The organism is Endozoicomonas sp. (assembly GCF_965196975.1).
Classification (GTDB): domain Bacteria; phylum Pseudomonadota; class Gammaproteobacteria; order Pseudomonadales; family Endozoicomonadaceae; genus Endozoicomonas.
The window spans coordinates 2,705,269-2,729,204 of sequence record NZ_OZ239981.1 but is presented as its reverse complement, the minus strand read 5'-3'; the positions used below and the strand labels follow the sequence as shown (position 1 = coordinate 2,729,204).

The window sequence follows — 23,936 nt, the reverse complement described above, 5'->3', positions numbered from 1 at the left end:
TTCTCATCTCAGCCATGAGAACGATGTAATATCTTCTCCTTGGTGGGCTTTGTGATCTTCGTGGTTAAAAAAACAGAGGATAATAATAACAATGGTCTCTACATCCACTATTCGTGAAAAGATGGAGCTCTATGTCCAACTGGTGAATCAGCGGGATATCGACGCCATTCTCGAACTCTATGACGACAATGCCACCGTTGAAGACCCTGTTGGTTCAGAGCCATTGGCGGGCATTGAAGCAATTTCCCGTTTCTATCGTGAAGGCCTGGGGCAGAGTGAAGCGTCTGCCGAGCAGACTGGTGAGGTAAGAACCACCACCAGTGGTGAAGGCGCTATTCCCTTTCAGGTAAAAGTAACTTTTGAAGGTCGACCCTGCGTGATTACTGTTATTGATGTTATGCAGTTTAACGATGCGGGCAAGATTACCTCCATGAAGGCCTACTGGAGTCAGGATAATCTGGAGGTGTTGGCATGACACTGGAAGAGCGCCTACAAAGGCTGGAAGCTCTGGAGGATATCCGTCAGCTGAAGCACCGTTACCTGAATGCCTGTGACTTAAAGGACGTTGAGAGTATCAGAGACTGCTTTGCTGAAGGTGAAATTCTGATTGATTATGGCCCTGTTGGTCTTTTTAACGACCGTGACAGTTTTGTCGGGTTATTTCAGGAGATGGCCTGCCATGATCATGTGATCGACCTTCATCACGGCGCCAACCCTGAAATCGAAGTGGAGGGCGACAAGGCTTTTGCAAGATGGGCGCTCTATTACTTCAATATTAATGGTGATACGGGGGCAACCCGGCAGCTTGGTGGCTTTTATCAGGATGAGTATCGTCGTACTGATGGCTCGTGGAAAATCGTTAAAACAACGTTTAAAGTTCACTCGGTTAAGGAGTGAATCATGTTCTGCCTGTTTAAGCTTTTTAAACAGGCAGCTGTCATTAATTATGTAAAATTATCTGTCCTTCTGGCTGTTCTCCTTCTTTGTTAATTGTAATAACCTTCTCGTTATACTTTATTTTTTAGGAAAGGCTATTCTATCCTGATAGGGTGCTCTCTCAATTTGATAACTGACTCATAGGTTAGCTTCAACCTTTCCAGTCATGAACTCAGACCAAAGTTGTTCCCAGCGCCCCTTACTCTGGATCAGTGCTCTTGTTGTCAAAAGCACTTCCGCTCCTGTTGCTTTCCACCTCATTCCAGAACCACATAATCGTTGCTTTACCAGAGTCTTACAAGCCGCTTCAGTAACTCCTGAACCTATTGGCCAATGGCGTTTAAGCGCCTGATGATAATTCATTAACTGGTGATTGTTTGTAAAATAGCTCACAGCTTTGTAGCGCTTCTCTGTCAGTGCGATTGTCTTTTTCGGGAGCTCGGCTGATTCAATTTCCTGAAGGATTTTTTTGGCTGCTCCACGCTTGTTTTTCAAACTATGTAGCCTGTCTTCAAGCCACTGGTGTCGCTTCGCCTTACTGGTTGGAAACAGTGCTTCCGCTGCTCCAGCTAAATATTCAGATGCATGATAAAAATCGAGTATCTGCCCAGAGGTATGTTGTTTCAAATAACTCCAGTTTTCTCTAGCCCCGTCAGCTACCCCGATGTATGTGGCATTTGGGTAGAGTCGTTTTAGATCTGCAATCTCCTCGTCGAGCTTGCTCATAAAGCTTTGTTTACCATACTCTGGCGAACTGGCTGTATATATCGTGTGGAGCCTGTCTCCATCTGCAGAATATAGGCTCAATGTCCCACACATGGCTTCCCTCCAGCCTTCTTCACAAAGCAGCATGCAGGTTCCATCCAGACCAATGGCTATTGTTTCAACAGGCTCTTTTAGTGGAGGAAGGTGGTAGTGAGTGTCTTGCTGGTCTTCAATTAATGCACCTACTCTGTCCGATAAATGCTTGATATAAGAATTTGAAAGCGTCCTTTGATGGTTGGTCTCAAAATCTTCTTTTACCGCAGGCGCTGGCATCTGGCTGTATTTCCAGGCGATAGACTTGGCAAATTTGGGGGTAGCTGAACCAATAATACCGGCACGAAGATCAAGTGCTGCCAGAGTACTGCCACCTCTGACACCCTGATATACGGAGCGCTCCAAAGGTATACGACCGTATAAGGTTTCATAGTGCTTAAGAACCTTTCCTTTGTAGTTCCACTTCTGCTGATTAACGACGATAGGTTCTTTATTGGGTGATTCAAATAGCCCCAATAACTCTTTTGTTCCAAGCTGCCCGGCTTCATTGAGTGCACGCTGTAAACTATCTTCAAGATTCAGCATGTTGCCTGAATCTATAGAAACTTCAATTTGCAAAACGATGCTTTTGGTAGAGCTGGAAATAACAGAAGCGGGCATGACAGTTAACTATTATGAGTGGTGTTCCCATAGTAGCTGTGAAAATAGAGCACTATTGTTTCAATCATTCAGAGAGAGCACCCTCCTGATAATTATAATTTTCTGGTAATGCAGAATGTATTTTTAATATTTCATTGCTGGATTATTTTGTGAGGTTATTAAATGGATATAATGTCAGGAATACAATCGGGAAATTTTGGAGGGATGTCAGAATCTAAAATTCAAACTGGAATTCCTCGATTCAAACACTATTTAGCCAGTTTGAGTGCCCCAAGAAAATGTCATGAAGTCAAGTGGCAGTGTGATAATTTGAGGCATCATCTAGTCCATGCAAACGCTGCTCTTGATACTTATCAAGTATCTGTGGCGGGTGTGGATGAAGTATTAATGGGTATTAGGTCAAAGTCTTCTGGAACATCTCATTGTGGTCTTCAACAGAATGACCTTGTTGAGCTAGAGAGAGTGAAATGCTGGTTACAGCAAAGTTTTGACTCAATAAACACCATTGAGAATGAACAGGGTGAATATCTTAATTATTTTGGTCAGGAGTGTGATCAATCAGAACCTTATCATTGTCATTAATCAAAAATAGCATCAAGTCAAATCATCTTAGAAAACAGGCTGAGCAAAAATCACAATAACTTTCAATCACTTTACGATACTAATGGAGAGCAGCAGGTTTTTTATGATGGTGGGAAAACCCAGTCTCCATCTGGCTATAAGCTGAGTGACTCAAATCAGCCTGAATTTGTCTATAGTCTCACCCATCCACAAGAGCGATGGAAAAATAAAAATAATTGCTTGCTGCAATCAATACTTCAGTCAATCTATGGGAGGTGCAATTCTTCATCTGAAATCGAGCAGATGGTTGCAAAACTAAGAGATGTATTGGTAAAAAATCGTATTGCTAAATATGGTGAACCATTGGATGCAACGAACCCTGAGACTGTAGAATGTATTTGTAATGCCATTGAAAAAGAGACTGGAGTTAAAATAGCGGTACTACAAATTCAACAATATTCAGAAGGCTTTATTTGTATGTTAAGCCATAACAATTACGACAAAGAAGGTCGCTATCTGATTGCTGTCTAATTATCTGTGCGTGATCGCTATGCACACTACAGTGCATTAATTTCAGCGTCAGAATAATTGTATATGGCTCAATAAAAGGTATCGGGTACTTTCATTTGGTATAGAGAGCCCATTTTTACTTGTTTATAGAAAGGTGTCTATAAATTGCTTAACCTTGGTGGACCTCAAGAATATATGCGGCGACGATGGAAACAAGCTTGGTCTACGTCTTCTGAAAAGGTCACGGGTTGCGTAATTGTCCAAAAATACTTTTGGAATAATTTCTCTATAGTTAATTAGCATCTTTACTATCGCAGCATGACCATTCATCAGTGCTGCCCCATACGAGCTAAATATAATGTCATTGCTTATATCTTTCTCAAGTAACTCCCGGACTGTGTATGAATGCCCAGCACATGAAGCTAGATGAAGTGCTGTCATGCCTTCCTTTGAAGTCCTGGCATTTGCATTTGCTCCAGCGCTAAGTAACTCCCTTACGATATCTGTTTGTCCATCAGCAGCAGCATAATGAAGGGCTGTTATGCCATTATTTTTAGGGCTGTTTACATCTGCTCCGGATTCAACAATACATCTGACCACTTTGATGTTTCTGGATTGGACAGCAGTATGTAATACTGATCTTCCGTCAGAAGATTTTGTATTAACATTAGCTCCTGCGCTAATCAGTTTGTTTATTAGATCAGTATTTTTCATTAAAGTGGCTCTATGTAATATCGATATACCAGTTTTTCCGTACTGTGAATTAATATCAGCTCCAGCATCAATCAGCGTATTTATTAGAGGGATATTTGTCATTGCAATGGCTAGATCTAATGGTGTCAGCATTGCTGTGTTTCGTACATTTATTTCAGCTCCAGCTTCAATCAGCGTATTTACTAAAGCGATATTTCCCTGTACAACGGCCATATGTAATGGTCTTATGCCACTTGTACTGAACTGGAAATTAATATCAGCTCCGGCTTCAGTCAGCTTATTTATCATAGGGATATTTCCTATTACAATAGCCATACCTAACGCGGTTGCACCATCTTCTTCGTACTGTGAATTAATATCAGCTCCAGCATCAACTAACATCATGGCAGCTACGAGGCTTTTATTTGCAATGGCAACGATGAGAGGAGAGGTAAGTTCGCCTCTTTTTAAGTCGTAAATTGGACCCTTTGCTAATAATGGTTCTTCATTCAGTATTTTCTGTATTTTGCTGATATCTTCATCTCGGCAGGCTTGTAAAAGTACATCACTCTCTTGCAGATTAGCTCCATCCTCTCGTGTTAAAGGAAGTGCGTCTCCTTGACAAATGCAGCATTTTCGCTGAGTGATGAGGGGAAGTCGACTAAACCACTTTGAAATACACTCAAGATGGAACTGATGCTTTGGCTTGCAGGCAGACACAGCTACAGAATGTCGACCGAAATTCTCCCTGCAAATAGGGCATGGCTCATCTTCTGAAATAGAGTGGGCAAGGTTTGTAAAAGAATTAGATAGGGGGGAGATTGATGAGCCAGTCATTATTAATTCCTTGTTGTTTCGAGAGAAGTGAGCTCTCTTATTATTGCTAGGTCGGTCAAGCTAATTTCTCGTTGATATGAGGCTAAGTAGCTGAACTATCTAGCTTAAAATATGGTTCTTTAGTGCCAGTTTTGATAATTAGACCTTAGTGCTTTAAAAAGGTTCATTGTGGTTCATTTAATTAGCTGGTGCTGACTCTATGCCTCTTTAGGTCACATCTTCCGCGCTGGAATGGTGTGTTGGGGCGGAACGTTTTCTATTGTATTGGGTGGGGGACTGGCGAGGGGTGGAGATAGTGAATGAGCCTTGCTAGTTGGGGAGTCTAGCAAGACTTAAGTTTCATTGAGAAGTTTTTCTATTACTGGGAACACCAGTCTCATAATAACTCTTCATATTCCGGGCAATTTTGTTGACGGCGCCATCCAGCGCTTTTTTGACAAACAGTTTGTCCAGCAATTTTCCCAGGAAGCCAAAGCGAACGGTGTAGCTCATGGTAGTGGTCAGTTGAGTCTTTTCACCTTTTGGCTGGATTTTGTAGATAAAACAGGCTTCCCGGAAAGGCGCTGGCGCTGGACCATCGCCTTCATGAAGCCGAATCACAAAGCCCTGCTTCTCTTGCCAGTGAGTAACGGTTTCATCCAGGAACTTGCCATTTTTCTGGAAGACCCGACGACTGGCGCCTTTTCCTTCAACAGGCCCGGGATGCAGTTCACAACCGGTGAGGTTTGGGACGTAATTGACCGCCTGGGTAAAGTCGCGAAGAATCTCCCAGGATTTCTCCAGCGGGAGATCAATATCGATGGTGCTGGTTGCTTCGGTAGTCATTGTTATTATCCTCCATCACCAAAAGCGTACATGGATTATACGAAAATACCGTCTGGTTTTCCTAAGGTTGTCCCTGCGAAACTAATGTGACGGAATTTTCATTGATCTGGCTTAGCTTAACTCACAGTATTTTCTGCTGCATCGAGAAATGCAGGCTTTTCACCGCCGCCATGAACGGTGACATCAGCACCACTGACATAGGAAGACAATGGTGATGCCAGATACAGACAAGTGTCACCAATATCCGATGGGTTGGCAAAACGCTGTAACGGTACGGTTTTGGCGACACTGGCGATGCCTTCTTCATCCCCATAATGCAGATGTGCCTGTTCGGTAAGAATTAACCCAGCGGTCACTGCATTGACTCTTACCTTGGGAGCCCACTCGACCGCCAGGGACTGGGTGAGGTTCAACAGACCTGCCTTGGCAGCGCCATAGGCAGCTGTACCTGGAGAAGGGCGTTTGGCGCTGACACTGCAGATATTAATAATCACACCGCCTTCAGTCTGCTCCTGCATAACCGCATTGGCTTTCTGGCAAAGGTTCAGTGGTGCTATCAGATTCAGACGGATAATGGACTCGGAGAATCGGGGGGAAACCGTAGCGGCATCGGCATTTGGGGCACCACCGGCATTGTTAACCAGAACATCAAGGCGGCCAAATTCTTTAATGGTGCTGCCGATTAACTGGTCAATCTGTTCCAGGTCACGAACATCGCAGGGGAAAAAGACGGCAGTGTTCTGATTGCCCTGTGCGCTGATGGCAGAAGGTAGCTGCTCAGGCTCCTGACGTCCACAGATCACCACATGAGCACCCTGTTGCAGAAAACGCTCACTGATGCCTTTGCCGGCACCTTTACCTCCACCGGTGACAAGTACCACTTTACCGGTAAAATCCAGAGGATTACTCATCGCTGCCTTCCCGTCTTCGTTTTTATTCGATTCGTTGAATTGTCTGTTCCTGATGTTACCGGCTGTGTCAGGGGCTGTATTAGTCTTGTTGGACGATGTTGCTCTTGCCCGCCATTGAAAAAATGCCTGACAGTGAAAAACCTTGAGCGAAGAGAAACACCCACCGCTGCTCAGCTGTCTGACAGCACCGGCTACATAGCGTGTTCACAATGGGTGTTGGGTGGAAATGCCGAGCGATCAGCGGCGCCCCTTTCGTATTGAGAAAAGGCATAATAACAAGAAGGAGAGCGGGTAATGAGTGCAATTCCAGAGGGACATTTTGTTCAATTGGAAGATGGTCTGTCACTTCACTACCACGAAGCCGGTCAGGGAGAGGCGGTACTTTTCCTGCATGGCAGTGGACCCGGTGCCAGTGGTTACAGCAATTTCAAGGGCAACTATCCGATTTTTGCCGAAGCGGGCGTGCGAGCGATTGTTCCTGACCTTCCGGGATACGGGTTGAGTGATAAACCGGAAACAGAATATACCCTCGATTTTTTTGTTGGCGCAGTGAAAGGCCTGATTGACCAGCTGGCAATTGATTCCGTTACCCTGGTGGGTAATTCGCTGGGCGGTGCCATTGCTATCAAGTTGACTCTGGATTATCCCGAGCTGGTCAGGAAGTTGATTCTTATGGCGCCAGGCGGCCTGATGGAAAAAGAGCAGTACTTTCAGGAGATGGAAGGTATCCAGAAGATGGCAGCAGCCTTTGCCTCCGGTGAGTTGAAAGACGCTTCTGGTATGCGCCGTCTGTTAGGGCTTCAACTGTTTGATGCCTCGCAGGTGACGGATGAAACCGTCAATGAGCGGGTAGCTGTTGTTCATGAACAGCCAGCCTGCGTATTGTCCACCATGCAGGTGCCGAATATGGCATCCCGCCTTCATGAGTTGAAATGCCCCATCTTTGGTATCTGGGGTGTCAACGACAAGTTCTGTCCTTCCCGCGGTGCGGACACCATGATGAATGCCTGCAGCAATATCCGCTTCACATTGTTAAGTGAATGCGGTCACTGGGTGATGGTTGAGCATGAAGCCTGGTTCAATCGCCAGTGCATTGATTTTATTCGGCATAACTAAGAAAACCTTTGTTACAGCATTTTCCAAATTAAAGAATAAATACAATGAATAACGAAAAAAGAGCGCAGTACGGTGATGAGCTTTATGAAGCTCTGAAATCAGGAAAAACCATCGAGCCGCTGACCAATCGTGAAAGTGATATCACCATTGAAGATGCCTACCACATCTCCCTGCATATGGTAGAACGCCGTGTGGCAGCTGGTGACCGCATTGTGGGCAAGAAAATTGGGGTTACCTCCAAAGCGGTTCAGGACATGCTGAATGTTCACCAGCCGGATTTTGGTTTCATCACTGACGAGATGTGGTTCAAAAATGGCGACACCATCTCCTGTTCAGAGAATAAATTGATTCAGCCTCGAGCAGAAGGTGAGATTGCTTTCAAGCTCAAGAAAGATCTGGTGGGGCCTGGTGTGACAGAGAAGGATGTTCTGGAAGCCACGGAGTGCGTCATGCCGTGTTTTGAAATTGTCGATTCCAGAATTCATAACTGGCAGATCAAAATTCAGGATACGGTTTCAGATAATGCTTCCTGCGGGGTTTTTGTGTTGGGCGAAGAACAGATTGATCCCAACACTATCGACCTGCCTTCAGCACAGATGAAAGTGTATAAAAATGGCCAGCTGATCAGTGAAGGGCTGGGTTCAGCGGTTCAGGGTGATCCACTGACCGCTGTCGCCTGGCTGGCAAACACGCTGGGAGAATTTGGTATTCCATTCAAGGCTGGAGAGATCATCCTGTCCGGCTCCCTGGTGCCATTGGAGCCGGTACAGCCCGGTGATGTGATGGAACTGGAGATTGAAGGTTTGGGCAAGGCCGCTGTGACATTTGGAGAATAACAAGATGAGTCAGAAACTGAAGGCAGTCATCATTGGGCCGGGTAATATCGGTACCGACCTGTTGATGAAAATGAAACGCTCCGAATGGATTGAGCCAGTCTGGATGGTGGGTATTGACCCGGAATCCGAGGGCTTGAAGCGTGCCCGTGAGATGGGCATCAAAACCTCTGCAGAAGGTGTGGATGGTGTTCTTCCTCATGTAATCAAGGACGATATCCGAGTCGCCTTTGATGCCACCTCCGCTTATGTACATGTAGAAAACAGCCGCAAACTGAATGAACTCGGCGTCATTATGATTGATTTGACGCCCGCGGCCATCGGCCCGTTCTGCGTTCCTCCGGTTAACCTGAGAGAACATACCGAACAGCTGAAGCTCAATGTCAACATGGTGACCTGTGGTGGACAGGCTACTATCCCCATGGTGGCTGCTGTCTCTCGAGTTCAGGAAGTTGAATACGGTGAGATTGTTGCCACCGTATCTTCACGCTCTGTAGGGCCTGGTACACGACAGAATATTGATGAGTTTACCCGCACAACTTCTGGTGCTGTTGAAAAGGTAGGTGGAGCGAAGAAGGGTAAGGCGATCATTATCATCAACCCTGCCGAGCCACCACTGATTATGCGGGACACCATTCATTGTCTGACCGCTGGAGAGCCGGATCAGGCGGCCATAACCCGGTCTGTTCACGATATGGTGGCTGAGGTTCAGAAATACGTTCCGGGCTATCGTCTGGTGAATGGGCCGATCTTTGACGGCAACCGGGTTTCTGTTTTTATGGAGGTTGAAGGCCTTGGCGACTTCCTGCCCAAGTATGCGGGTAACCTCGATATCATGACCGCTGCAGGCCTGAGAACGGCTGAGATGTTTGCTGAAGAAGCGGCAAAAGGCGCAATCACCTTACCGGCACGTGGAGAATAAACAATGAATCTGAAAGGTAAGAAAGTCACTCTCCATGACATGTGTCTGCGTGATGGTATGCATGCCAAGCGTCACCAGATCTCTCTGGACGAAATGGTGAACATTGCGACTGCCATGGACGAGGCAGGCATTCCTCTGATCGAAGTTACCCACGGTGATGGCCTGGGTGGTGCTTCCGTTAACTATGGTTTTCCGGCTCACACGGATGAAGAATACCTGGATGCCGTTATTCCCAAGATGAAAAATGCCAAGGTGTCTGCCTTGCAGTTACCCGGCATTGGCACCCTGGATCACCTGAGAATGGCGAAAGACCTGGGCGTTTCCACCATTCGTGTCGCAACTCACTGTACCGAAGCCGATGTATCGGAACAGCATATTGGCATGTCTGCCAAGATGGGGATGGATACGGTTGGCTTCTTGATGATGGCCCATATGGTCAGTGCCGAGAAAGTTCTGGAACAGGCCAAATTGATGGAGAGCTACGGAGCAAATTGTATTTACTGCACCGACTCTGCCGGTTATATGCTGCCGGATGAAGTGACAGAAAAGCTGGGTCTGTTACGTGCTGAGCTGAATCCTGAAACCGAAATCGGCTTCCACGGTCACCATAACCTGGCCATGGGAATTGCTAACTCTCTGTCTGCCATTGAGGCGGGTGCCACCCGTATTGATGGTTCCGTGGCAGGACTTGGTGCCGGTGCCGGTAATACGCCTCTGGAAGTCTTTGTTGCGGTGCTTAATCGCATGGGGGTTGAAACCGGCGTTGACCTTTACAAGATCAGCGATGTGGCAGAAGACCTTGTAGTGCCGCTGATGGATCAGCCGATTCGGATCGACCGTGATGCACTGACACTGGGTTATGCGGGTGTTTACTCTTCCTTCCTGCTGTTTGCCAAGCGCGCTGAAGCCAAGTATGGCGTTCAGGCCCGGGATATTCTGGCAGAGTTGGGTCGTCGTGGAACAGTGGGTGGCCAGGAAGACATGATCGAAGATCTGGCCCTGACCATGGCTAAAGAGCAGGGGCTCATCTAACTATCGTTCCTCAGGAGCCTGTCGGGCTTAACCGGCCGTAGCGAGAAAAAGCCCGGTTTGAGCCAGTTTTTATGCTGATTTGAGGCGAATAGTGGTTCTATTCAACGAAAAGCAGCATAAAAAATGGCCAAATCCGGTTTTTTCGCAGTAGGCCAGCGTTAAGTCCGACAGGCTCCTAGACCACAAAGGCCTGGTGCGCTTTGTGGTCTTCGTGGTTAAAAAACTTTTGAACAGCAGACTTCAGCCTATGAACAATTTTAATAATAAAGTGGCTGTTATCACCGGTGCAGGTGGTGGCATTGGACGGGAGATGGCGCTTCAGCTGGCGAAAGAAGGCTGTCATTTGGCCCTGGGTGATATCAGTCAGCAGGGGCTGGATGAAACGGCCAAGCTGCTTGAATCCTATGGCGTAAGAGTCAGCCGCCATATTGTTGATGTTACTGACCGCAAAAGGATGGAAGCTCTGCCTGCAGAAGTGATTGACGTGCATGGTGCTGTCAATCTGCTGGTCAATAATGCGGGGATTACCCTGCAGAGCAGTTTTGAAGACCTGAGTATTGAGCATTGGGAGCTGGTGATTGGCATCAATCTGTGGGGGGTGATCTATGGCACCAAAGCGTTTCTGCCTTACCTGAAAGAGCAGGGCAGGAAAGGCCCTGAGAATGCGCATATTATCAATATGTCCAGTCTGGCGGGCTTTATTGGTATGCCTAATCAGTCTTCTTACTGCGCAACAAAGTCAGCAGTGCGGGCGATCAGTGAAACACTGTGGGCTGAGCTGCATATGGATAATATTGGAGTGACCAGTGTTCATCCTGGGGCGATTAAAACCAATATACTTAAAGCGCATCTGGACAAGGCAGGCAATCCGGCAAATGCAGCAGCTATAAATAGAAAAGTCGATAAGTTTGCTATGGATACCGATAAGGCGGTTGCAAAAATGCTGAATGCGGTCAGGAAGAATAAACAGCGAGTGGTTATTGGTACTGATTCACATATGGTAGAAAAATTTAAAAGACTGCTTCCTTCAGCGATTCACAAGCCCTTTGCGAAGATGTTTGCGAAAGAGCAGCTGGCTCGGACGGGTTGATATTTCATTCAGCATCACCATTTTTATGAAATGGTGATGCTATTACTCGTCACCAGGTGATTCACTATCTTTCTCCTGCTCTTTAATTTCCTGCACCCAGCGGAAGACTTCTGCAACAGGTTCAATCAGTTCACCAGGGATGAAATCGGCAATGTTTAAATGAAACAGGGCATGAGCCAGTGGAACGTTTTCAAGGACAGGAATGCCTTCTTTTTCTGCAATTTTGATAATAAACCGGGCATGACCACCACGTCCTTTAACAGTAACAATAGGAAGGGGTGTTTTACCTTGACGGTACTGCAAGCCAATCGCCAGATGAGTTGGGTTTTTGATCACAACGTCTGACTTGCCAGTGTTTTCAGCCTGATTCAGTATTTCCTGATGGATTTCCTTACGTTTACCTTTGATTTCCGGGCTACCCTCACTTTCTTTATGCTCCCGCTTGACTTCGTCCTTACTCATTCGGTTCTGTTTCATAAAGTTATAGCGTTCAAACATATAGTCGAGAACTGCAATAATCACAAAAGCGACCATTGAGTAGAGCAGCAATTTTTTTATCAGATGGGCGGCGACTGGTAATATGCATGAACTACCGCAATATGGCATGTCAACCATATCACCAATACTTGAGTAGATAACGTAGTAAACAACAAAGGTCAGAAATAGTATTTTGATAATTGACTTGAAAAACTCCATCAAGTTTTTCATAGCAAAGATTTTCTTTAACCCTCCAACCGGACTGATCTTTTCGATATCAGGTTTGATTCCCTCTGGCGCAAACAGCAGACCAAACTGCATTATGTTTCCTGCAATAGCTGAAAGCATGGATACGGCAACCAGTGGAATCAATAAGTCCATGGTCATATTAAGAATACCCATGGTCACAACTTTAAATGAGACTTCAAACGGTTCGTTATAAACCTGGGCAGGAAATACAACCATTGCCTTAAAGGTCTCAATATAGGTTTCACTCATGAACCAGAGTGTTGCTAATACAGCGATGAGGTTAAAGGTACCTGACACCTCTTTGCTTTTGGCAACCTGCCCTTTTTCACGGGCGTCCCGGAGTTTTTTGGGGGTGGGTTCTTCGGTTTTTTCTGCACTCATTTCCAGATCACTCCCAATGATTCAAACAGATCGGGGATTCCCATCATGTATTTGCGGGACAGTTCCAGAATGGTTGCCATGTAAACCACAAGAATGGCACAGGCAACGGCAGACTTAATTGGCATGGCCAGAATAAACACATTCAACTGGGGAGCTGCCCGGCTGATCAGGGCAATGCCAAATTCGGTAATAAACATACAGATAATGACTGGCGCAGAGAGCCACATGGACAGTTGGATAATCAGGTCAAACTGTCCCAGGAAAAATGTCACTGCTTCCTGGTTGATGTTTGGAAAATAGCTGAATACTGGCCAGACTTTATAGGTGAGCATCAGGCTTTCTAATATCAATAGAAATAACCCACTGGTCATGACCAGAGCAATAAGTGCCTGGCTGAACAGGATACCCATAGGGGAGGTTTCCGCCCCCGAAAATGGATTCAGGGTGCTTGCCATTGAAGCCCCCCGCTGGTTATCAATAAAAAAACCGGCCGCTTCCAATGCCCAGAATGGTATGGCCAGAACAAAACCCATAATCGCGCCGATGAAGGCCTCCTTAATGACAATGCCACTAGTGTCATAGATTGACAGTGCCTCATCTGGTTTGGCTTCAGAGAGCATCGGATGCATGAAAAGCACCAGGCACATGCAAATGCCGTTACGTATCATGGCTCCACCCAGGTTGCGCTTATGCAGCATGGGAAGAACAGTAAACATGGCAACAATTCGGGGCATGCCCATTGAAAGTATGTAAAACCACTCTTTCAGATCATCAACGGGCAGGATCATTATCAGAGCCTTTCAAGCATATCCATGATTGCAATCGAGAAGTTATAGATCTCGATGCCCATCCAGCGGGATGTCAGGAAGATACTGATAATGACCGCTACCAGCTTAAATGCAAAAGGCAGGGTTTGTTCCTGAATTTGTGTCAGTGCCTGAATCAAACTGATTAACAGACCTACAACGGATGCAGCGATAATTGGAGGCATTGAAAGTAACAGTGTCAGCCACAGTGACTGAGCTGTGAGTGTCAGTATATGCGGGTCATGCATAACTCAGCACCAGTCCGTGGATCAAACGGGTCCAGCCATCCAGCAAAACAAACAGTAACAGTTTGAATGGCAATGATATGGTCATTGGTGACACCATCATCATACCCATGGCAAGAAGTATGTTAGAGACAATCAAATCGATAACAATGAACGGCAGGTATAAAAGGAAGCCTATTTCAAAGGCTTTGGTCAGTTCACTGATACAGTATGATGGCATCAGGATCACCAGGTCGTCAGCGGTCAATTGGGCCTGATATGCCTTTGGCCACAGTATTCTTGCGCTTTTCAGGAAGAAATTTCGTTCTCGTTCTGTTGTATTCTTTTTCAGGAAGTCTCTGTAGGGGGTTATTAACAGCTCGATATTATTCATCAGGACTTCGCTGTCGTCGGTCTGAAAGCTGATATTTTCCTCTTCAATAATATCCCATGCCTCAAAACCTACCGGTGCCATAATATACAGGGTCAGGATAATGGCCAGAGCATTCATGGCAATATTGGGAGGAATCTGCTGAAGACCGGTGGCATTTCGCAGGATGGAAAAAACGACAACCAGCTTAAGGAATGATGTCCCCATGACGGCCAGAAAAGGCACCAGCGCCATTAGCGCCAGTGGGATCATCAAATAAAATGGACTGGTTAGAGTAATAGCACCGCTTTCCATAGTCGCCCTTTATAAGTCTCACTGTTTGATCAGGAGGCTTCTTATTTAAGATGGCCCTAAAAGACATCAGTCGACAATTCTGGTAATGCGTGCACCCAGTCGATTATTGATCTGTACAAGTTGGCATTCGGCAATCAACTTACCACCGGCTCGAACACGAACCGGTTGCTCGATAGGACGATCCAGTTCAAACACATGCCCTGCCTGAAGACTCTGAACTTCCTGTGCGCTGAACTGTTGTCGTCCCACTTCAAATAAAAGGTCAATTTCAATATTGGACAGGTCTATGGAGCCCTGTTCATGATCGATTTGTTCCTCTTCCATTGTATCCATCCTGTGCTTGATGGTGATTTGCGAACCTTCAGCTTCACCGATGAAAGCAATTTCCTGACTGACTCTGATAATCAGTTGTTGCCCGGTGACGTGGTAATGGAAAAAAACAATGTCTCCAACACCCAGTTCACTGATTTCATCTTTGGACAGTTTTGCCCGTCCAAGTTCCAGACCCGTCCAGATAGGTATATCGGTGGTTTGATTCTGGATATGAGTGGGGAGTAGTTTGAGCAGCTCAAATACAATGGGGTTGCTTTCCAGATAAATAGGGTATTGTGTTCCCGCTATCCGGATGTTCATGGCCAGCTCTGCTCGTTTTGACTGATCAGCATTGGGCATCATGTCAGAAAACTTGATTGAAATTCCAAGGCCTTGCATCAGATACTCAAGAAGAACCTGCAGTCTGTTTTCCAAGGCAGCCAGCATCAACTCTCTGGGAAGCTTTAGTAGCACCTGACTACTGAGGTTGTCCGGCATGATACGGTCAATGAATGCACTGCCCGTATAGAACGAGACAGGTTGATGGTTTATTTCAAGTTGCATGCAGATGGCTGGCATGTTTTCTGCCGCAATACTGCTCAATGAAATATCCCACCTGTCCTCATTTACCGGCAGAGCAAGCTCTGTATGTCGACCACTGAGAATTTGGCTGAGCAGCAGCTGCGAGGGTGAGACAGAGGGTAGATCAAGAGTTTCTGCTGCCATGGTTCAGCCTATGCCCGATCGTTGCTGGAAGAGTTCTGGTCGTTATCTTCAGCGACATACTGGTTGCGGGAACGGCCATCAGTATCCTGATTGTCGCCACCTGACATGTTGATATTCACCTGAACCTTGTCATTTGAGAATCGCTCTGCCAGCATTTTCTGAAGGTTGGCTTCATGCTGTGCAAGAAAATTACCCGCTTCAGCGGATGACGTGTTCATGGTTACCGTCAGTTCACCACCCTGCCTTTGAATTCTTATCTCAGTGCCAGGAAGTACACTGTCTTTCAAGGAGATGCGGACTTCAGCTCCATTCACTGCATCTTTGGCAGAGACTTGAATCTGGTCGGCCAGTTTCTGCAGTACAGCATCTATCTCCTTAACACTACTGATTTGTTGGATTTCACGAAGCTGAGCATCCGCTTTTATCTGATTCTGGTGATTGTTGAGCATGGTATGCTCAGAACCATCCCGCATATGTTGAAACATATTTTCACCGCCCTGATCCTTTTCCTGACGGCCTTTGATCGCATCTTTAGAGCTTTTATTACGCTCCGCAAGCAGGCTTTCGAGGCTTTGTTCCTTATCCCCTCCTGCTTTTTTTTCTTTTTCCCGTTTCTCTTTTGCCATCCGATCAGCAAAGTCGCTGGCCTGTCTTTCAGACACTTTTCGACTTTGCTGATTGTAATCCTGCTGCTGAGGAGGCTGGGTTGACTGGGTATTGCCGTTTTGATTCACACCTTGTGTTGACATGATCTCTGATCCTATTCCTTGGATTTAACGGTAAACTCTTCCATTTCCAGGTCTTCAAGACGCTTGGCTTCTTTTTCAGCCTCTTCATCCTGCACTTTGCAGAATTCTTCAAACTTCTCTACTGCCAACTTTGCTTTGTAATGTTTCTGTTTTGCGGCTTCAAGAATCTGTTCAGCTTCGACAACCTTTTGTTCCGCTTCAACTACACGCTGTTCTGCTTCAGAAATTGCCTGCTCCATTGAGGCATCTTTTTCACGCAGCATGGCTACTTTCTGTTTTAGTCTGTCCAGGTCTTGCTGCTGAATACTGGTGTTCATAATATTATCGTATAGACGCTGTTCTTCTTGACTACGCCATGCAATATAATCCTGCAGTTCTTGTTTGCGTTGCTCGACTTCCTGTTGACGTCGCTCAACCTCTTGTTTAGCAAGTTCCACTTCCTGCTCGCGCTGTTTTACTTCACGCTCCGCTGCTTGCTCGCGAATATTCTTAACCTTCAGCAGCTCCTTAAGCATTTTCTCAGTAACCTACAATATGCTGAAGTTGCTGAATAGCGTGTTCAAGTGGAACGAGCTCATCCGTTCTCTGTTTTAAAAATGATCGGATGGTTTCAATTTTTTGCAGGGCTTCATCAGCGACAGGGTCTGCACCCTGTTTGTACTCACCAACTTTAACCAGAAGTTCAATTTCTTCGTATTTAGACATTAGCTCCCTGGCTTTGGCTGCTGCAGCCTGATGTTCAGGAGTCGTGATGGCATTCATAACACGGCTAGCACTGGCTAATACATCAATAGCAGGGAAGTGGCTTGCAGCTGCCAGCTTTCTGGAAAGAATGATATGACCATCGAGAATTGAGCGGGTTTCATCTGCTACCGGCTCCGTCATGTCGTCACCTTCTACCAGAACGGTATAGAGTGCAGTGATTGAGCCAACATCTGACATGCCTGTCCGTTCCATCAATTTAGGCAGTGTTGCAAAGACTGAAGGAGGGAAGCCTCGGCGAGTGGGAGGTTCTCCAGCAGCTAGTCCGATTTCACGCTGGGCACGAGCAAAACGGGTGACTGAGTCCATCAGTAAGAGAACTCGCTTGCCTTTGTCGCGGAAATACTCGGCAACGGCTGTTGCTGTATACGCGGCTTTGGATCGTTCCATCGAGGACTTGTCGGATGTTGCCACAATAATAACGGACTTTTTAACCCCTTCTGGCCCCAGGTCGTGCTCAATAAACTCCCGAAGTTCACGCCCCCGTTCACCGATTAGGGCGAGAACCGTAACATCAACTTCTGCCCCTTTTACCAGCATGGACAGCAGGGTACTCTTACCACCACCCGCTGCAGCAAAAATACCCATCCTCTGGCCTTCCCCACAGGTCAGAACGCCATCAATAGCCTTGACACCCAGCGGAATCGGGTGGTCAATAATTCGTCGAGTCATTGGGTCTGGTGCATCTGCGTAGACCGGATAGTGTGCTTCGGGTTCAATGCCGTTAAACGCTTCCGGATTTAAGGGGTTGCCCATACCATCCAGTACATGCCCTAGAAGGTGTGGTCCAACAGCGACATGATGCACTTTTCCTGTTGGGATCACTTCAGTAGTTGATGATATCCCCATGATTTCTCCCAGCGGGGATAAGACCGTTTCATGCCCCTGAAAACCAACAACTTCAGCATAGGAGTTACGGTCATTGTCATTAGGGTTATTTGGAGAGACCAGCTGACAGAGCTCGCCGATTTTAACACCGGGCACAGCCGCCTTAATGATCATGCCCTGTACTTCGGTGACCCGGCCACGAATATCAACCAGTCTGCTACTTTCAACCGTTCCCTGAAGTGCAGTGGTCAGGTAGTTAAACGCTTGAGCCAACTTGATGCCTCCATTATTTTTCTGATACTCAAAGTGCGGTTATGTAAGATCCTTCCCATTTCTATGGTTGGAGAGATTTGCACTTTGTATTCTTCACTGTTTGGAGTTATTACCAGACGCGACGGAGTATAGTTTGTCTGCTCGACGCTGAGCTGGAAATATGATTCTTGCTCACGGCATTAAGCCTTATAGGCTTCTATTTATATTCTCGGCTCAATAATTTAGAGCTGAAATGACCGTGATGAATTATGTGTAGATTGAGGGTGTGGGGAAGGGCGGAAAAGGAGGGGATAACCCTCCTTTAATATCTAACTCAAATAATTAAACCATCATTCCCATGTCACCAGGACCACCAGGGCCTCCAGGTCCACCTTGTTGTGGACGCGAAGGCGCTTTTGGAGAAGCAGGTTGATCCTGTTTGGACTTATCCAGCTCACTTACACACCATTCCAACGTGTTAACGAATTTTTCCAGTGTTGACTCAAACAAGCCGTAGTCACAGGAAGCCTGAAGAGAACGTATTAACAAAACTTCTGTTTTGTCATGGTTCAGTGCCAGAAATGCCCCCTGCATACTGTGATGCTGAAGGTTCAGAGAGAGCATTTTTTCAAAAAGTTCGGTTTTGGCTGAATCATGAGCATCCATTGGTCGAACAGAAGCAACAAACACCAGAGCTTCATCGTCTTCCAGGTATTCCATGTTAACGATTAAGGTATCGTCAAAACACAGACCACAGGCATCATGTTCATTTAATTTGAGTTCTCCCAGACCGATGCTCTGGGCAAAGTGTTGTAGATGTTGTTCTACATTCTGCTTGAAAGACATCAGGCCCTTCCCTCCACTGATTTATTTTTCATAATTGAGCAGTTTATTTTGATAATCTATTTATAGCTTAGACACTATATATAGCTCAGACATTCCGCATGGGAAAAAAATCCATAGATTTAATCGGCTGATTGACACATTTCATAAAAAGCTGGAAAAAATGACAGAATCAATGGATGAAAAGCCCGCTACTTTCCTTCATGATACGAAATCATTAAAAGCTATTAGTGTTATTTGGTAGATAGTTTGTGATTGATGACGCCATTTGGATGAAAGAAGCCCTGTTAGAAGCGGATAAAGGCCGTATCATAGGGGAGGTACCCGTGGGAGCAGTGGTCGTTAAGGATGGTCGCGTCATCGCTCGGGCCTGTAATCAACCCATTTCGTCCTGCAATCCGGTTGCTCATGCCGAAATTCTGGCACTTCAGTCAGCAGCTACCGCCATTGGGAACTACCGCCTGCTGGATTGTGACCTCTATGTCACGCTGGAGCCCTGCACCATGTGTGCAGGTGCCATTGTCCACAGCCGGATTCGTCGCCTGATATATGGAGCAATAGAACCCAAGGCAGGAGCCATTGTCAGTGCAGCAAGAGTTCTTGAGCAGCCTCAGATGAACCACCGGGTAGAGGTTACTGGTGGTGTTCTTCAGGCTGAATGCAGTGAGATGATCAGTGATTTTTTCCGTTTTCGGCGCCAGCAGATTCGTGAAGAGCGAAGAAAGCAGCCTTTTGTTGATAAATAGCATAAGAAATGGCCTATGATTGCTGGTTTCCGAAGGCTGGTTTCGATTATTATAGGCAGCCTTTGATCATCCCCCTGAGTTGAGAGGCTGTAGCATAAGGACTGGCTTGTAATCCAATCAGGAAGTGGCCATTCATGCGAGCTTCCTGATGCTCATTATTATTAGCTCATCCAGGCTGTAGCTCCTCATAGCTGTTAATTGGCCCGAGGACAGACCAGAACATGCTGATACTGCGTGGCGCCCCTGCACTTTCCCAGTTCCGCAGTCAAAAGCTGCTTGCTCAGTTGCAGAGCAAAGTGCCAGAGATCTCCTGTGTTGTTGCTGAATTCCAGCATTACGTCAAAATCCAGTCGTCCTGTGAAACAGGGCTAAGTGAAAGGCAGGCTGATATTCTGGCCAGGCTTTTGACCTATGGCCCAAAAATTCAACAGACAGAGCCAGAAAACTTTGCCTCTCAGGCAGAATTTCTGGTGGTTCCCCGTCCGGGCACGATTTCCCCCTGGTCCAGTAAGGCATCCGACATTGCTCACAATTGTGCCTTGGCATGGTTCAGCGAATCGAGCGAGGCGTTCGTTTTGTGGTGTTTGCAGATACCACCTTGTCTGGAGACCAGGAAGCACTGATTGCTGATCTACTGCATGACCGGATGACCCAGGCAGTCTTCCGTGATGAGCATGAGATTCCAACATTATTTGCTGTGTCCGGACCCTCCCCTATGACGACTGTACCCGTTCTGGAAGGCGGCAGAGAGGCATTGGCTGGGGCAAATCAGTCCCTCGGTCTGGCACTGGCAGATGATGAAATCGACTATCTGGTGGAAAGTTATCAGAAGCTCGAACGGGATCCTACTGATGTTGAGCTGATGATGTTTGCCCAGGCAAACTCAGAACACTGTCGACATAAAATTTTTAATGCTTCCTGGAGTATTGATGGTGAAGAGCAGGATCTTTCCCTGTTCAAGATGATCCGGAATACCCACGCCATGCACAGTGACGGGGTGTTATCGGCCTACAAAGATAATGCCTCTGTCATTGAAGGTTTCCACTCAAAGCGGTTTTACCCTGAAGCTGAGAGCCGTGAATATGGCTTCAATGAGGAAGACATTCATATCCTCATGAAGGTAGAAACCCACAACCACCCGACCGCCATCGCGCCATGGGCGGGTGCTGCAACCGGTTCTGGTGGTGAAATTCGCGATGAAGGAGCCACAGGCAAGGGATCCAAGCCCAAGGCAGGCCTGACGGGATTCACCGTGTCTAACCTGAACATTCCGGGATATGAGCAGCCCTGGGAACAGAATTATGGCAAGCCTGAGCGAATTGTCTCACCACTGGAAATCATGATTGATGGACCATTGGGTGGTGCCGGCTTTAATAATGAGTTTGGTCGTCCGAACCTCTGTGGCTATTTCCGTACCTTTGAAGCCAGTGTAAAGGGCGCTGCCGGTTATGAGGTGCGTGGGTATCACAAACCAATCATGCTGGCCGGTGGTCTTGGCAATATAAAAGCTGAACATGTTGAAAAAGGGGAGATTCCGGTCGGTGCCAAACTGATTGTTCTGGGTGGTCCTGCCATGCAGATTGGTCTGGGTGGTGGTGCGGCCTCTTCCATGACTTCGGGTGAAGGCCAGGAAGATCTGGACTTTGCCAGTGTGCAGCGAGACAACCCGGAAATGGAGCGTCGCTGTCAGGAAGTGATTGACCGTTGCTGGCAACAGGGCGACAGGAACCCCATTGCATTCATTCACGATGTAGGGGCTGGAGGGCTCTCCAACGCACTTCCTGAGCTGGTGAGTGATGGTGGCCGGGGAGGTCACTTCCAGTTGCGTGCCATTAATAATGATGAACCCGGCATGTCGCCGCTGGCGCTCTGGTGTAATGAGTCCCAGGAACGCTATGTCATGGCGGTGGCTGCAGAAGACCTTCCTCGATTCGAGGCGATCTGTCAGCAGGAGCGCTGTCCTTATGCGGTGGTCGGTGAAGCGACAGAAGAACCACGACTGTTGCTGGATGACAGCCACTTCAAGAACCACCCGGTGGATATGCCTCTGGATGTACTGCTGGGCAAACCGCCCAAGATGCATCGAGAGGTTCAGCGTCAATCATTTGAGCGTGATCCCCTCGACCTGACCGATGTCAAACTGCTTGAAGCGATGGAGCGGGTATTAAAACTGCCATCCGTCGCCAGCAAGAATTTCCTGATCACCATTGGTGACAGAACCATTACCGGCCTGGTTAATCGTGATCAGATGGTGGGGCCCTGGCAGGTCCCAGTGGCTGACTGCGCGGTAACCGCCTCGGCGTTTGAAGGGTATACCGGAGAAGCCATGTCGATGGGCGAACGTACACCACTCGCCCTGATCAACGCTCCGGCTTCCGGTCGTATGGCGATTGGTGAAGCGATCACCAATATTGCCGCTGCCCGTATTGGTAACATCGGAGATATCAAACTGTCCGCCAACTGGATGGCAGCAGCCGGTCATCCGGGTGAAGATGAAAACCTGTACGATACCGTTAAAACCGTGGGTATGGACCTTTGTCCGGCGCTGGGTATTGCTATTCCGGTGGGTAAAGACTCAATGTCCATGAGAACCCAGTGGCAGGAAAATGGTGAAGAGAAAAGTGTTACCTCACCACTGTCGCTGGTTATCTCGGCATTTGCTCCTGTCCAGGATATTCGCAAGACGGTGACGCCACAGCTGAGGACGGATCAGGGTGATACTGACCTGCTGTTGATTGACCTTGGCCGTGATCATAACCGGCTGGGTGGTTCAGCACTGGCTCAGGTGTATGGCCAGGTCGGTGACTCTGCGCCGGATGTTAACTCTTCGGAAGACCTGAAAGGGTTCTTTAATGCCATTCAGGAACTGATGGATAAGGATCTGTTACTAGCCTATCACGACCGCTCCGATGGTGGCCTGTTTACCACCCTGATTGAGATGGCGTTTGCCGGTCATACGGGTGTTTCCATTGATCTGGACAAGCTGGCGGGCAACAAATCGATGGTCCTGCCAGCACTGTTCAATGAAGAGCTGGGTGCTGTAATCCAGGTGCGCCACCGTGAGAAAGGAGTTGCCAAGGATATACTGGCTCAGCATGGTCTGGCTGCCTGCTCCCACACCATTGGTACCCTGGCTGCTGGTCAGCGGGTATCTTTCCGGTTCAATGGTTCTGAACTGGTGAGTGAAAGCCGGATCAAGTTCCAGCGCTGGTGGGCAGAAACCAGCTATCGCATTCAGGCGCTGCGGGACAACGCAGAGTGCGCACGACAGGAATACGATAACCTCCTGGATGATCGTGATGGCGGGCTGCACGCTTCATTGCCATACGATATCTCTCTGGATGTGGCAGCTCCCTATATCAACACCGGTGTTCGTCCCGCCATGGCAATTTTGCGGGAGCAGGGCGTCAATGGTCAGGTAGAGATGGCCGCTGCGTTTGACCGGGCTGGCTTCAAGACCGTTGATGTCCACATGAGCGATATCCTGTCGGGGCGTCGCACTCTGGAGGAGTTCAAAGGCCTGGTGGCCTGTGGTGGCTTCTCTTATGGGGATGTTCTGGGGGCCGGTGAAGGCTGGGCCAAATCCATCCTCTTTAATGAGCAGGCCCGTGATCAGTTTGCCCGTTTCTTTGATCGTCGGGATAGTTTTGCCCTGGGTGTGTGCAACGGCTGTCAGATGCTCTCCAATCTGCACGACCTGATTCCCGGTGCTGACTATTGGCCTCACTTTGTCCGCAACCAGTCTGAGCAGTTTGAGGCTCGGGTGGCGATGGTTGAGGTTCAGAAGAGCCGCTCAATCTTCTTCCAGGGGATGGACGGTGCCCGTATGCCAATTGCTGTCGCCCATGGAGAAGGTCATGCCGAGTTTGCCGACCCGGCTCATCTGGATCGACTGTCCATCAGTGGTCAGGTGTCTTTGAAGTTTGTGGATAATCAGGGTAAGCCAACCATTCGTTATCCATACAACCCCAACGGCTCGATTCAGGGAGTGACGGGCCTGACCTCTGCCGATGGCCGGGTGACCATTATGATGCCCCATCCTGAGCGGGTATTCCGTACAGTTCAAAACAGCTGGCATCCTGATCATTGGGATGAAGATGCTCCGTTGATGAGAATGTTCCGGAACGCAAGGGTCTGGGTAGGCTAACAGGAAGTACTCTCTTTGATTAGCAAAAAGCTGGCCTCTTATGTGAGAAGCCAGCTTTTTTTTG

23 protein-coding genes and 1 pseudogene are annotated in these 23,936 nt (G+C 47.5%); 11 read left to right on the top strand and 13 right to left on the bottom strand.

All coding sequences use genetic code 11. The features are described 5' to 3' along the window. Positions 1-91: 91 nt before the first annotated feature. Positions 92-475: a nuclear transport factor 2 family protein gene (locus ACOCLE_RS12315; RefSeq protein WP_419536917.1), complete on the top strand. Its 384-nt coding sequence runs from the start codon at positions 92-94 to the stop codon at positions 473-475. Beyond that, the gene (locus tag ACOCLE_RS12310; RefSeq protein ID WP_419536916.1) at positions 472-897 is read left to right on the top strand and encodes a nuclear transport factor 2 family protein; all 426 of its coding nucleotides are present in this window, start codon (positions 472-474) and stop codon (positions 895-897) included. The genes ACOCLE_RS12315 and ACOCLE_RS12310 overlap by 4 nt, the downstream gene beginning before the upstream one ends. A gap of 177 nt (positions 898-1,074) precedes the next feature. Here ACOCLE_RS12310 and ACOCLE_RS12305 read toward each other — a convergent pair whose 3' ends face one another. Beyond that, entirely contained in the window at positions 1,075-2,355 is a 1,281-nt protein-coding gene (locus tag ACOCLE_RS12305; RefSeq protein ID WP_419532972.1) for an ISKra4 family transposase, read from the bottom strand. Positions 2,356-2,517: 162 nt separating this feature from the next. Here ACOCLE_RS12305 and ACOCLE_RS12300 point away from each other — a divergent pair, with 162 nt between their 5' ends. Both ACOCLE_RS12300 and ACOCLE_RS12295 read left to right on the top strand, forming a co-directional pair. Continuing rightward, on the top strand, positions 2,518-2,937 hold the full coding sequence (locus ACOCLE_RS12300; protein WP_419536915.1) for a hypothetical protein: 420 nt from the start codon (positions 2,518-2,520) through the stop codon (positions 2,935-2,937). Between the two features lie 282 nt (positions 2,938-3,219). Further along, positions 3,220-3,447, top strand: a complete 228-nt coding sequence (locus ACOCLE_RS12295) for a hypothetical protein (protein ID WP_419536914.1) — start codon at positions 3,220-3,222, stop codon at positions 3,445-3,447. Positions 3,448-3,570: 123 nt separating this feature from the next. On the opposite strand, the gene ACOCLE_RS12290 is transcribed toward ACOCLE_RS12295, so the two are convergent. The 3 genes from ACOCLE_RS12290 to ACOCLE_RS12280 all read right to left on the bottom strand — a co-directional run bounded on the left by ACOCLE_RS12290 (position 3,571) and on the right by ACOCLE_RS12280 (position 6,692). Next, entirely contained in the window at positions 3,571-4,956 is a 1,386-nt protein-coding gene (locus ACOCLE_RS12290; protein ID WP_419536913.1) for an ankyrin repeat domain-containing protein, read from the bottom strand. A gap of 339 nt (positions 4,957-5,295) precedes the next feature. Continuing rightward, complete coding sequence (locus tag ACOCLE_RS12285) at positions 5,296-5,781, bottom strand: SRPBCC family protein (RefSeq protein ID WP_419536912.1); 486 nt, start codon at positions 5,779-5,781, stop codon at positions 5,296-5,298. A gap of 116 nt (positions 5,782-5,897) precedes the next feature. Further along, on the bottom strand, positions 5,898-6,692 hold the full coding sequence (locus ACOCLE_RS12280) for an SDR family oxidoreductase (RefSeq protein WP_419536911.1): 795 nt from the start codon (positions 6,690-6,692) through the stop codon (positions 5,898-5,900). 294 nt (positions 6,693-6,986) lie between these two features. Between ACOCLE_RS12280 and ACOCLE_RS12275 the strand changes: the two genes are divergently transcribed. From ACOCLE_RS12275 to ACOCLE_RS12255, 5 genes are all read left to right on the top strand, one after another. Then, positions 6,987-7,808: an alpha/beta fold hydrolase gene (locus tag ACOCLE_RS12275; protein WP_419536910.1), complete on the top strand. Its 822-nt coding sequence runs from the start codon at positions 6,987-6,989 to the stop codon at positions 7,806-7,808. 44 nt (positions 7,809-7,852) lie between these two features. Then, positions 7,853-8,644 carry a fumarylacetoacetate hydrolase family protein gene (locus ACOCLE_RS12270; protein ID WP_419536909.1) on the top strand — a complete coding sequence of 264 codons (792 nt, stop codon included), beginning with the start codon at positions 7,853-7,855 and terminating at the stop codon, positions 8,642-8,644. Positions 8,645-8,648: 4 nt separating this feature from the next. Continuing rightward, positions 8,649-9,563, top strand: a complete 915-nt coding sequence (locus tag ACOCLE_RS12265; protein WP_419536908.1) for an acetaldehyde dehydrogenase (acetylating) — start codon at positions 8,649-8,651, stop codon at positions 9,561-9,563. Between the two features lie 3 nt (positions 9,564-9,566). Beyond that, the gene (gene dmpG, locus ACOCLE_RS12260; protein WP_066014782.1) at positions 9,567-10,595 is read left to right on the top strand and encodes a 4-hydroxy-2-oxovalerate aldolase; all 1,029 of its coding nucleotides are present in this window, start codon (positions 9,567-9,569) and stop codon (positions 10,593-10,595) included. A gap of 247 nt (positions 10,596-10,842) precedes the next feature. Then, positions 10,843-11,685 carry an SDR family NAD(P)-dependent oxidoreductase gene (locus ACOCLE_RS12255; protein WP_419536907.1) on the top strand — a complete coding sequence of 281 codons (843 nt, stop codon included), beginning with the start codon at positions 10,843-10,845 and terminating at the stop codon, positions 11,683-11,685. A 42-nt stretch (positions 11,686-11,727) separates the two neighbouring features. Here the strand turns inward: ACOCLE_RS12255 and sctU are convergent, their stop codons facing one another. From sctU to ACOCLE_RS12210, 9 genes are all read right to left on the bottom strand, one after another. Further along, positions 11,728-12,792 carry a type III secretion system export apparatus subunit SctU gene (gene sctU, locus ACOCLE_RS12250; RefSeq protein ID WP_419536906.1) on the bottom strand — a complete coding sequence of 355 codons (1,065 nt, stop codon included), beginning with the start codon at positions 12,790-12,792 and terminating at the stop codon, positions 11,728-11,730. After that, positions 12,789-13,580, bottom strand: coding sequence for a type III secretion system export apparatus subunit SctT (gene sctT, locus ACOCLE_RS12245; RefSeq protein ID WP_419536905.1), 792 nt, complete (start codon positions 13,578-13,580; stop codon positions 12,789-12,791). Before sctT ends, sctU begins: the two co-directional genes overlap by 4 nt. A gap of 2 nt (positions 13,581-13,582) precedes the next feature. After that, positions 13,583-13,846: a type III secretion system export apparatus subunit SctS gene (gene sctS / locus ACOCLE_RS12240; RefSeq protein ID WP_419536904.1), complete on the bottom strand. Its 264-nt coding sequence runs from the start codon at positions 13,844-13,846 to the stop codon at positions 13,583-13,585. Continuing rightward, positions 13,839-14,507, bottom strand: a complete 669-nt coding sequence (sctR, locus tag ACOCLE_RS12235) for a type III secretion system export apparatus subunit SctR (protein ID WP_419536903.1) — start codon at positions 14,505-14,507, stop codon at positions 13,839-13,841. The genes sctS and sctR overlap by 8 nt, the downstream gene beginning before the upstream one ends. Positions 14,508-14,573: 66 nt before the next feature. After that, positions 14,574-15,545, bottom strand: coding sequence for a type III secretion system cytoplasmic ring protein SctQ (gene sctQ, locus ACOCLE_RS12230; protein ID WP_419536902.1), 972 nt, complete (start codon positions 15,543-15,545; stop codon positions 14,574-14,576). Positions 15,546-15,553: 8 nt separating this feature from the next. Next, positions 15,554-16,294, bottom strand: coding sequence for a type III secretion HpaP family protein (locus ACOCLE_RS12225; protein WP_419536901.1), 741 nt, complete (start codon positions 16,292-16,294; stop codon positions 15,554-15,556). Positions 16,295-16,305: 11 nt separating this feature from the next. Continuing rightward, positions 16,306-16,809 carry a type III secretion system stalk subunit SctO gene (gene sctO / locus ACOCLE_RS12220; protein ID WP_419536900.1) on the bottom strand — a complete coding sequence of 168 codons (504 nt, stop codon included), beginning with the start codon at positions 16,807-16,809 and terminating at the stop codon, positions 16,306-16,308. A gap of 4 nt (positions 16,810-16,813) precedes the next feature. After that, positions 16,814-18,157: a type III secretion system ATPase SctN gene (sctN, locus tag ACOCLE_RS12215; RefSeq protein WP_419536899.1), complete on the bottom strand. Its 1,344-nt coding sequence runs from the start codon at positions 18,155-18,157 to the stop codon at positions 16,814-16,816. Positions 18,158-18,478: 321 nt separating this feature from the next. Next, the gene (locus ACOCLE_RS12210) at positions 18,479-18,982 is read right to left on the bottom strand and encodes a type III secretion system chaperone (RefSeq protein ID WP_419536898.1); all 504 of its coding nucleotides are present in this window, start codon (positions 18,980-18,982) and stop codon (positions 18,479-18,481) included. Between the two features lie 269 nt (positions 18,983-19,251). Between ACOCLE_RS12210 and tadA the strand changes: the two genes are divergently transcribed. Further along, complete coding sequence (gene tadA / locus ACOCLE_RS12205) at positions 19,252-19,725, top strand: tRNA adenosine(34) deaminase TadA (protein ID WP_419537204.1); 474 nt, start codon at positions 19,252-19,254, stop codon at positions 19,723-19,725. Positions 19,726-19,946: 221 nt separating this feature from the next. Next, positions 19,947-23,872: pseudogene (gene purL / locus ACOCLE_RS12200) on the top strand (phosphoribosylformylglycinamidine synthase). The last annotated feature ends 64 nt before the right edge of the window (positions 23,873-23,936 follow it).

Coding starts and splice junctions, on each gene's coding strand:
- ACOCLE_RS12315 (WP_419536917.1), top strand. CDS start 92: ATGGTCTCTACATCCACTATTCGTGAAAAGATGGAGCTCTATGTCCAA.
- ACOCLE_RS12310 (WP_419536916.1), top strand. CDS start 472: ATGACACTGGAAGAGCGCCTACAAAGGCTGGAAGCTCTGGAGGATATC.
- ACOCLE_RS12305 (WP_419532972.1), bottom strand. CDS start 2,355: ATGCCCGCTTCTGTTATTTCCAGCTCTACCAAAAGCATCGTTTTGCAA.
- ACOCLE_RS12300 (WP_419536915.1), top strand. CDS start 2,518: ATGGATATAATGTCAGGAATACAATCGGGAAATTTTGGAGGGATGTCA.
- ACOCLE_RS12295 (WP_419536914.1), top strand. CDS start 3,220: ATGGTTGCAAAACTAAGAGATGTATTGGTAAAAAATCGTATTGCTAAA.
- ACOCLE_RS12290 (WP_419536913.1), bottom strand. CDS start 4,956: ATGACTGGCTCATCAATCTCCCCCCTATCTAATTCTTTTACAAACCTT.
- ACOCLE_RS12285 (WP_419536912.1), bottom strand. CDS start 5,781: ATGACTACCGAAGCAACCAGCACCATCGATATTGATCTCCCGCTGGAG.
- ACOCLE_RS12280 (WP_419536911.1), bottom strand. CDS start 6,692: ATGAGTAATCCTCTGGATTTTACCGGTAAAGTGGTACTTGTCACCGGT.
- ACOCLE_RS12275 (WP_419536910.1), top strand. CDS start 6,987: ATGAGTGCAATTCCAGAGGGACATTTTGTTCAATTGGAAGATGGTCTG.
- ACOCLE_RS12270 (WP_419536909.1), top strand. CDS start 7,853: ATGAATAACGAAAAAAGAGCGCAGTACGGTGATGAGCTTTATGAAGCT.
- ACOCLE_RS12265 (WP_419536908.1), top strand. CDS start 8,649: ATGAGTCAGAAACTGAAGGCAGTCATCATTGGGCCGGGTAATATCGGT.
- dmpG (WP_066014782.1), top strand. CDS start 9,567: ATGAATCTGAAAGGTAAGAAAGTCACTCTCCATGACATGTGTCTGCGT.
- ACOCLE_RS12255 (WP_419536907.1), top strand. CDS start 10,843: ATGAACAATTTTAATAATAAAGTGGCTGTTATCACCGGTGCAGGTGGT.
- sctU (WP_419536906.1), bottom strand. CDS start 12,792: ATGAGTGCAGAAAAAACCGAAGAACCCACCCCCAAAAAACTCCGGGAC.
- sctT (WP_419536905.1), bottom strand. CDS start 13,580: ATGATCCTGCCCGTTGATGATCTGAAAGAGTGGTTTTACATACTTTCA.
- sctS (WP_419536904.1), bottom strand. CDS start 13,846: ATGCATGACCCGCATATACTGACACTCACAGCTCAGTCACTGTGGCTG.
- sctR (WP_419536903.1), bottom strand. CDS start 14,507: ATGGAAAGCGGTGCTATTACTCTAACCAGTCCATTTTATTTGATGATC.
- sctQ (WP_419536902.1), bottom strand. CDS start 15,545: ATGGCAGCAGAAACTCTTGATCTACCCTCTGTCTCACCCTCGCAGCTG.
- ACOCLE_RS12225 (WP_419536901.1), bottom strand. CDS start 16,294: ATGTCAACACAAGGTGTGAATCAAAACGGCAATACCCAGTCAACCCAG.
- sctO (WP_419536900.1), bottom strand. CDS start 16,809: ATGCTTAAGGAGCTGCTGAAGGTTAAGAATATTCGCGAGCAAGCAGCG.
- ACOCLE_RS12210 (WP_419536898.1), bottom strand. CDS start 18,982: ATGTCTTTCAAGCAGAATGTAGAACAACATCTACAACACTTTGCCCAG.
- tadA (WP_419537204.1), top strand. CDS start 19,252: ATGAAAGAAGCCCTGTTAGAAGCGGATAAAGGCCGTATCATAGGGGAG.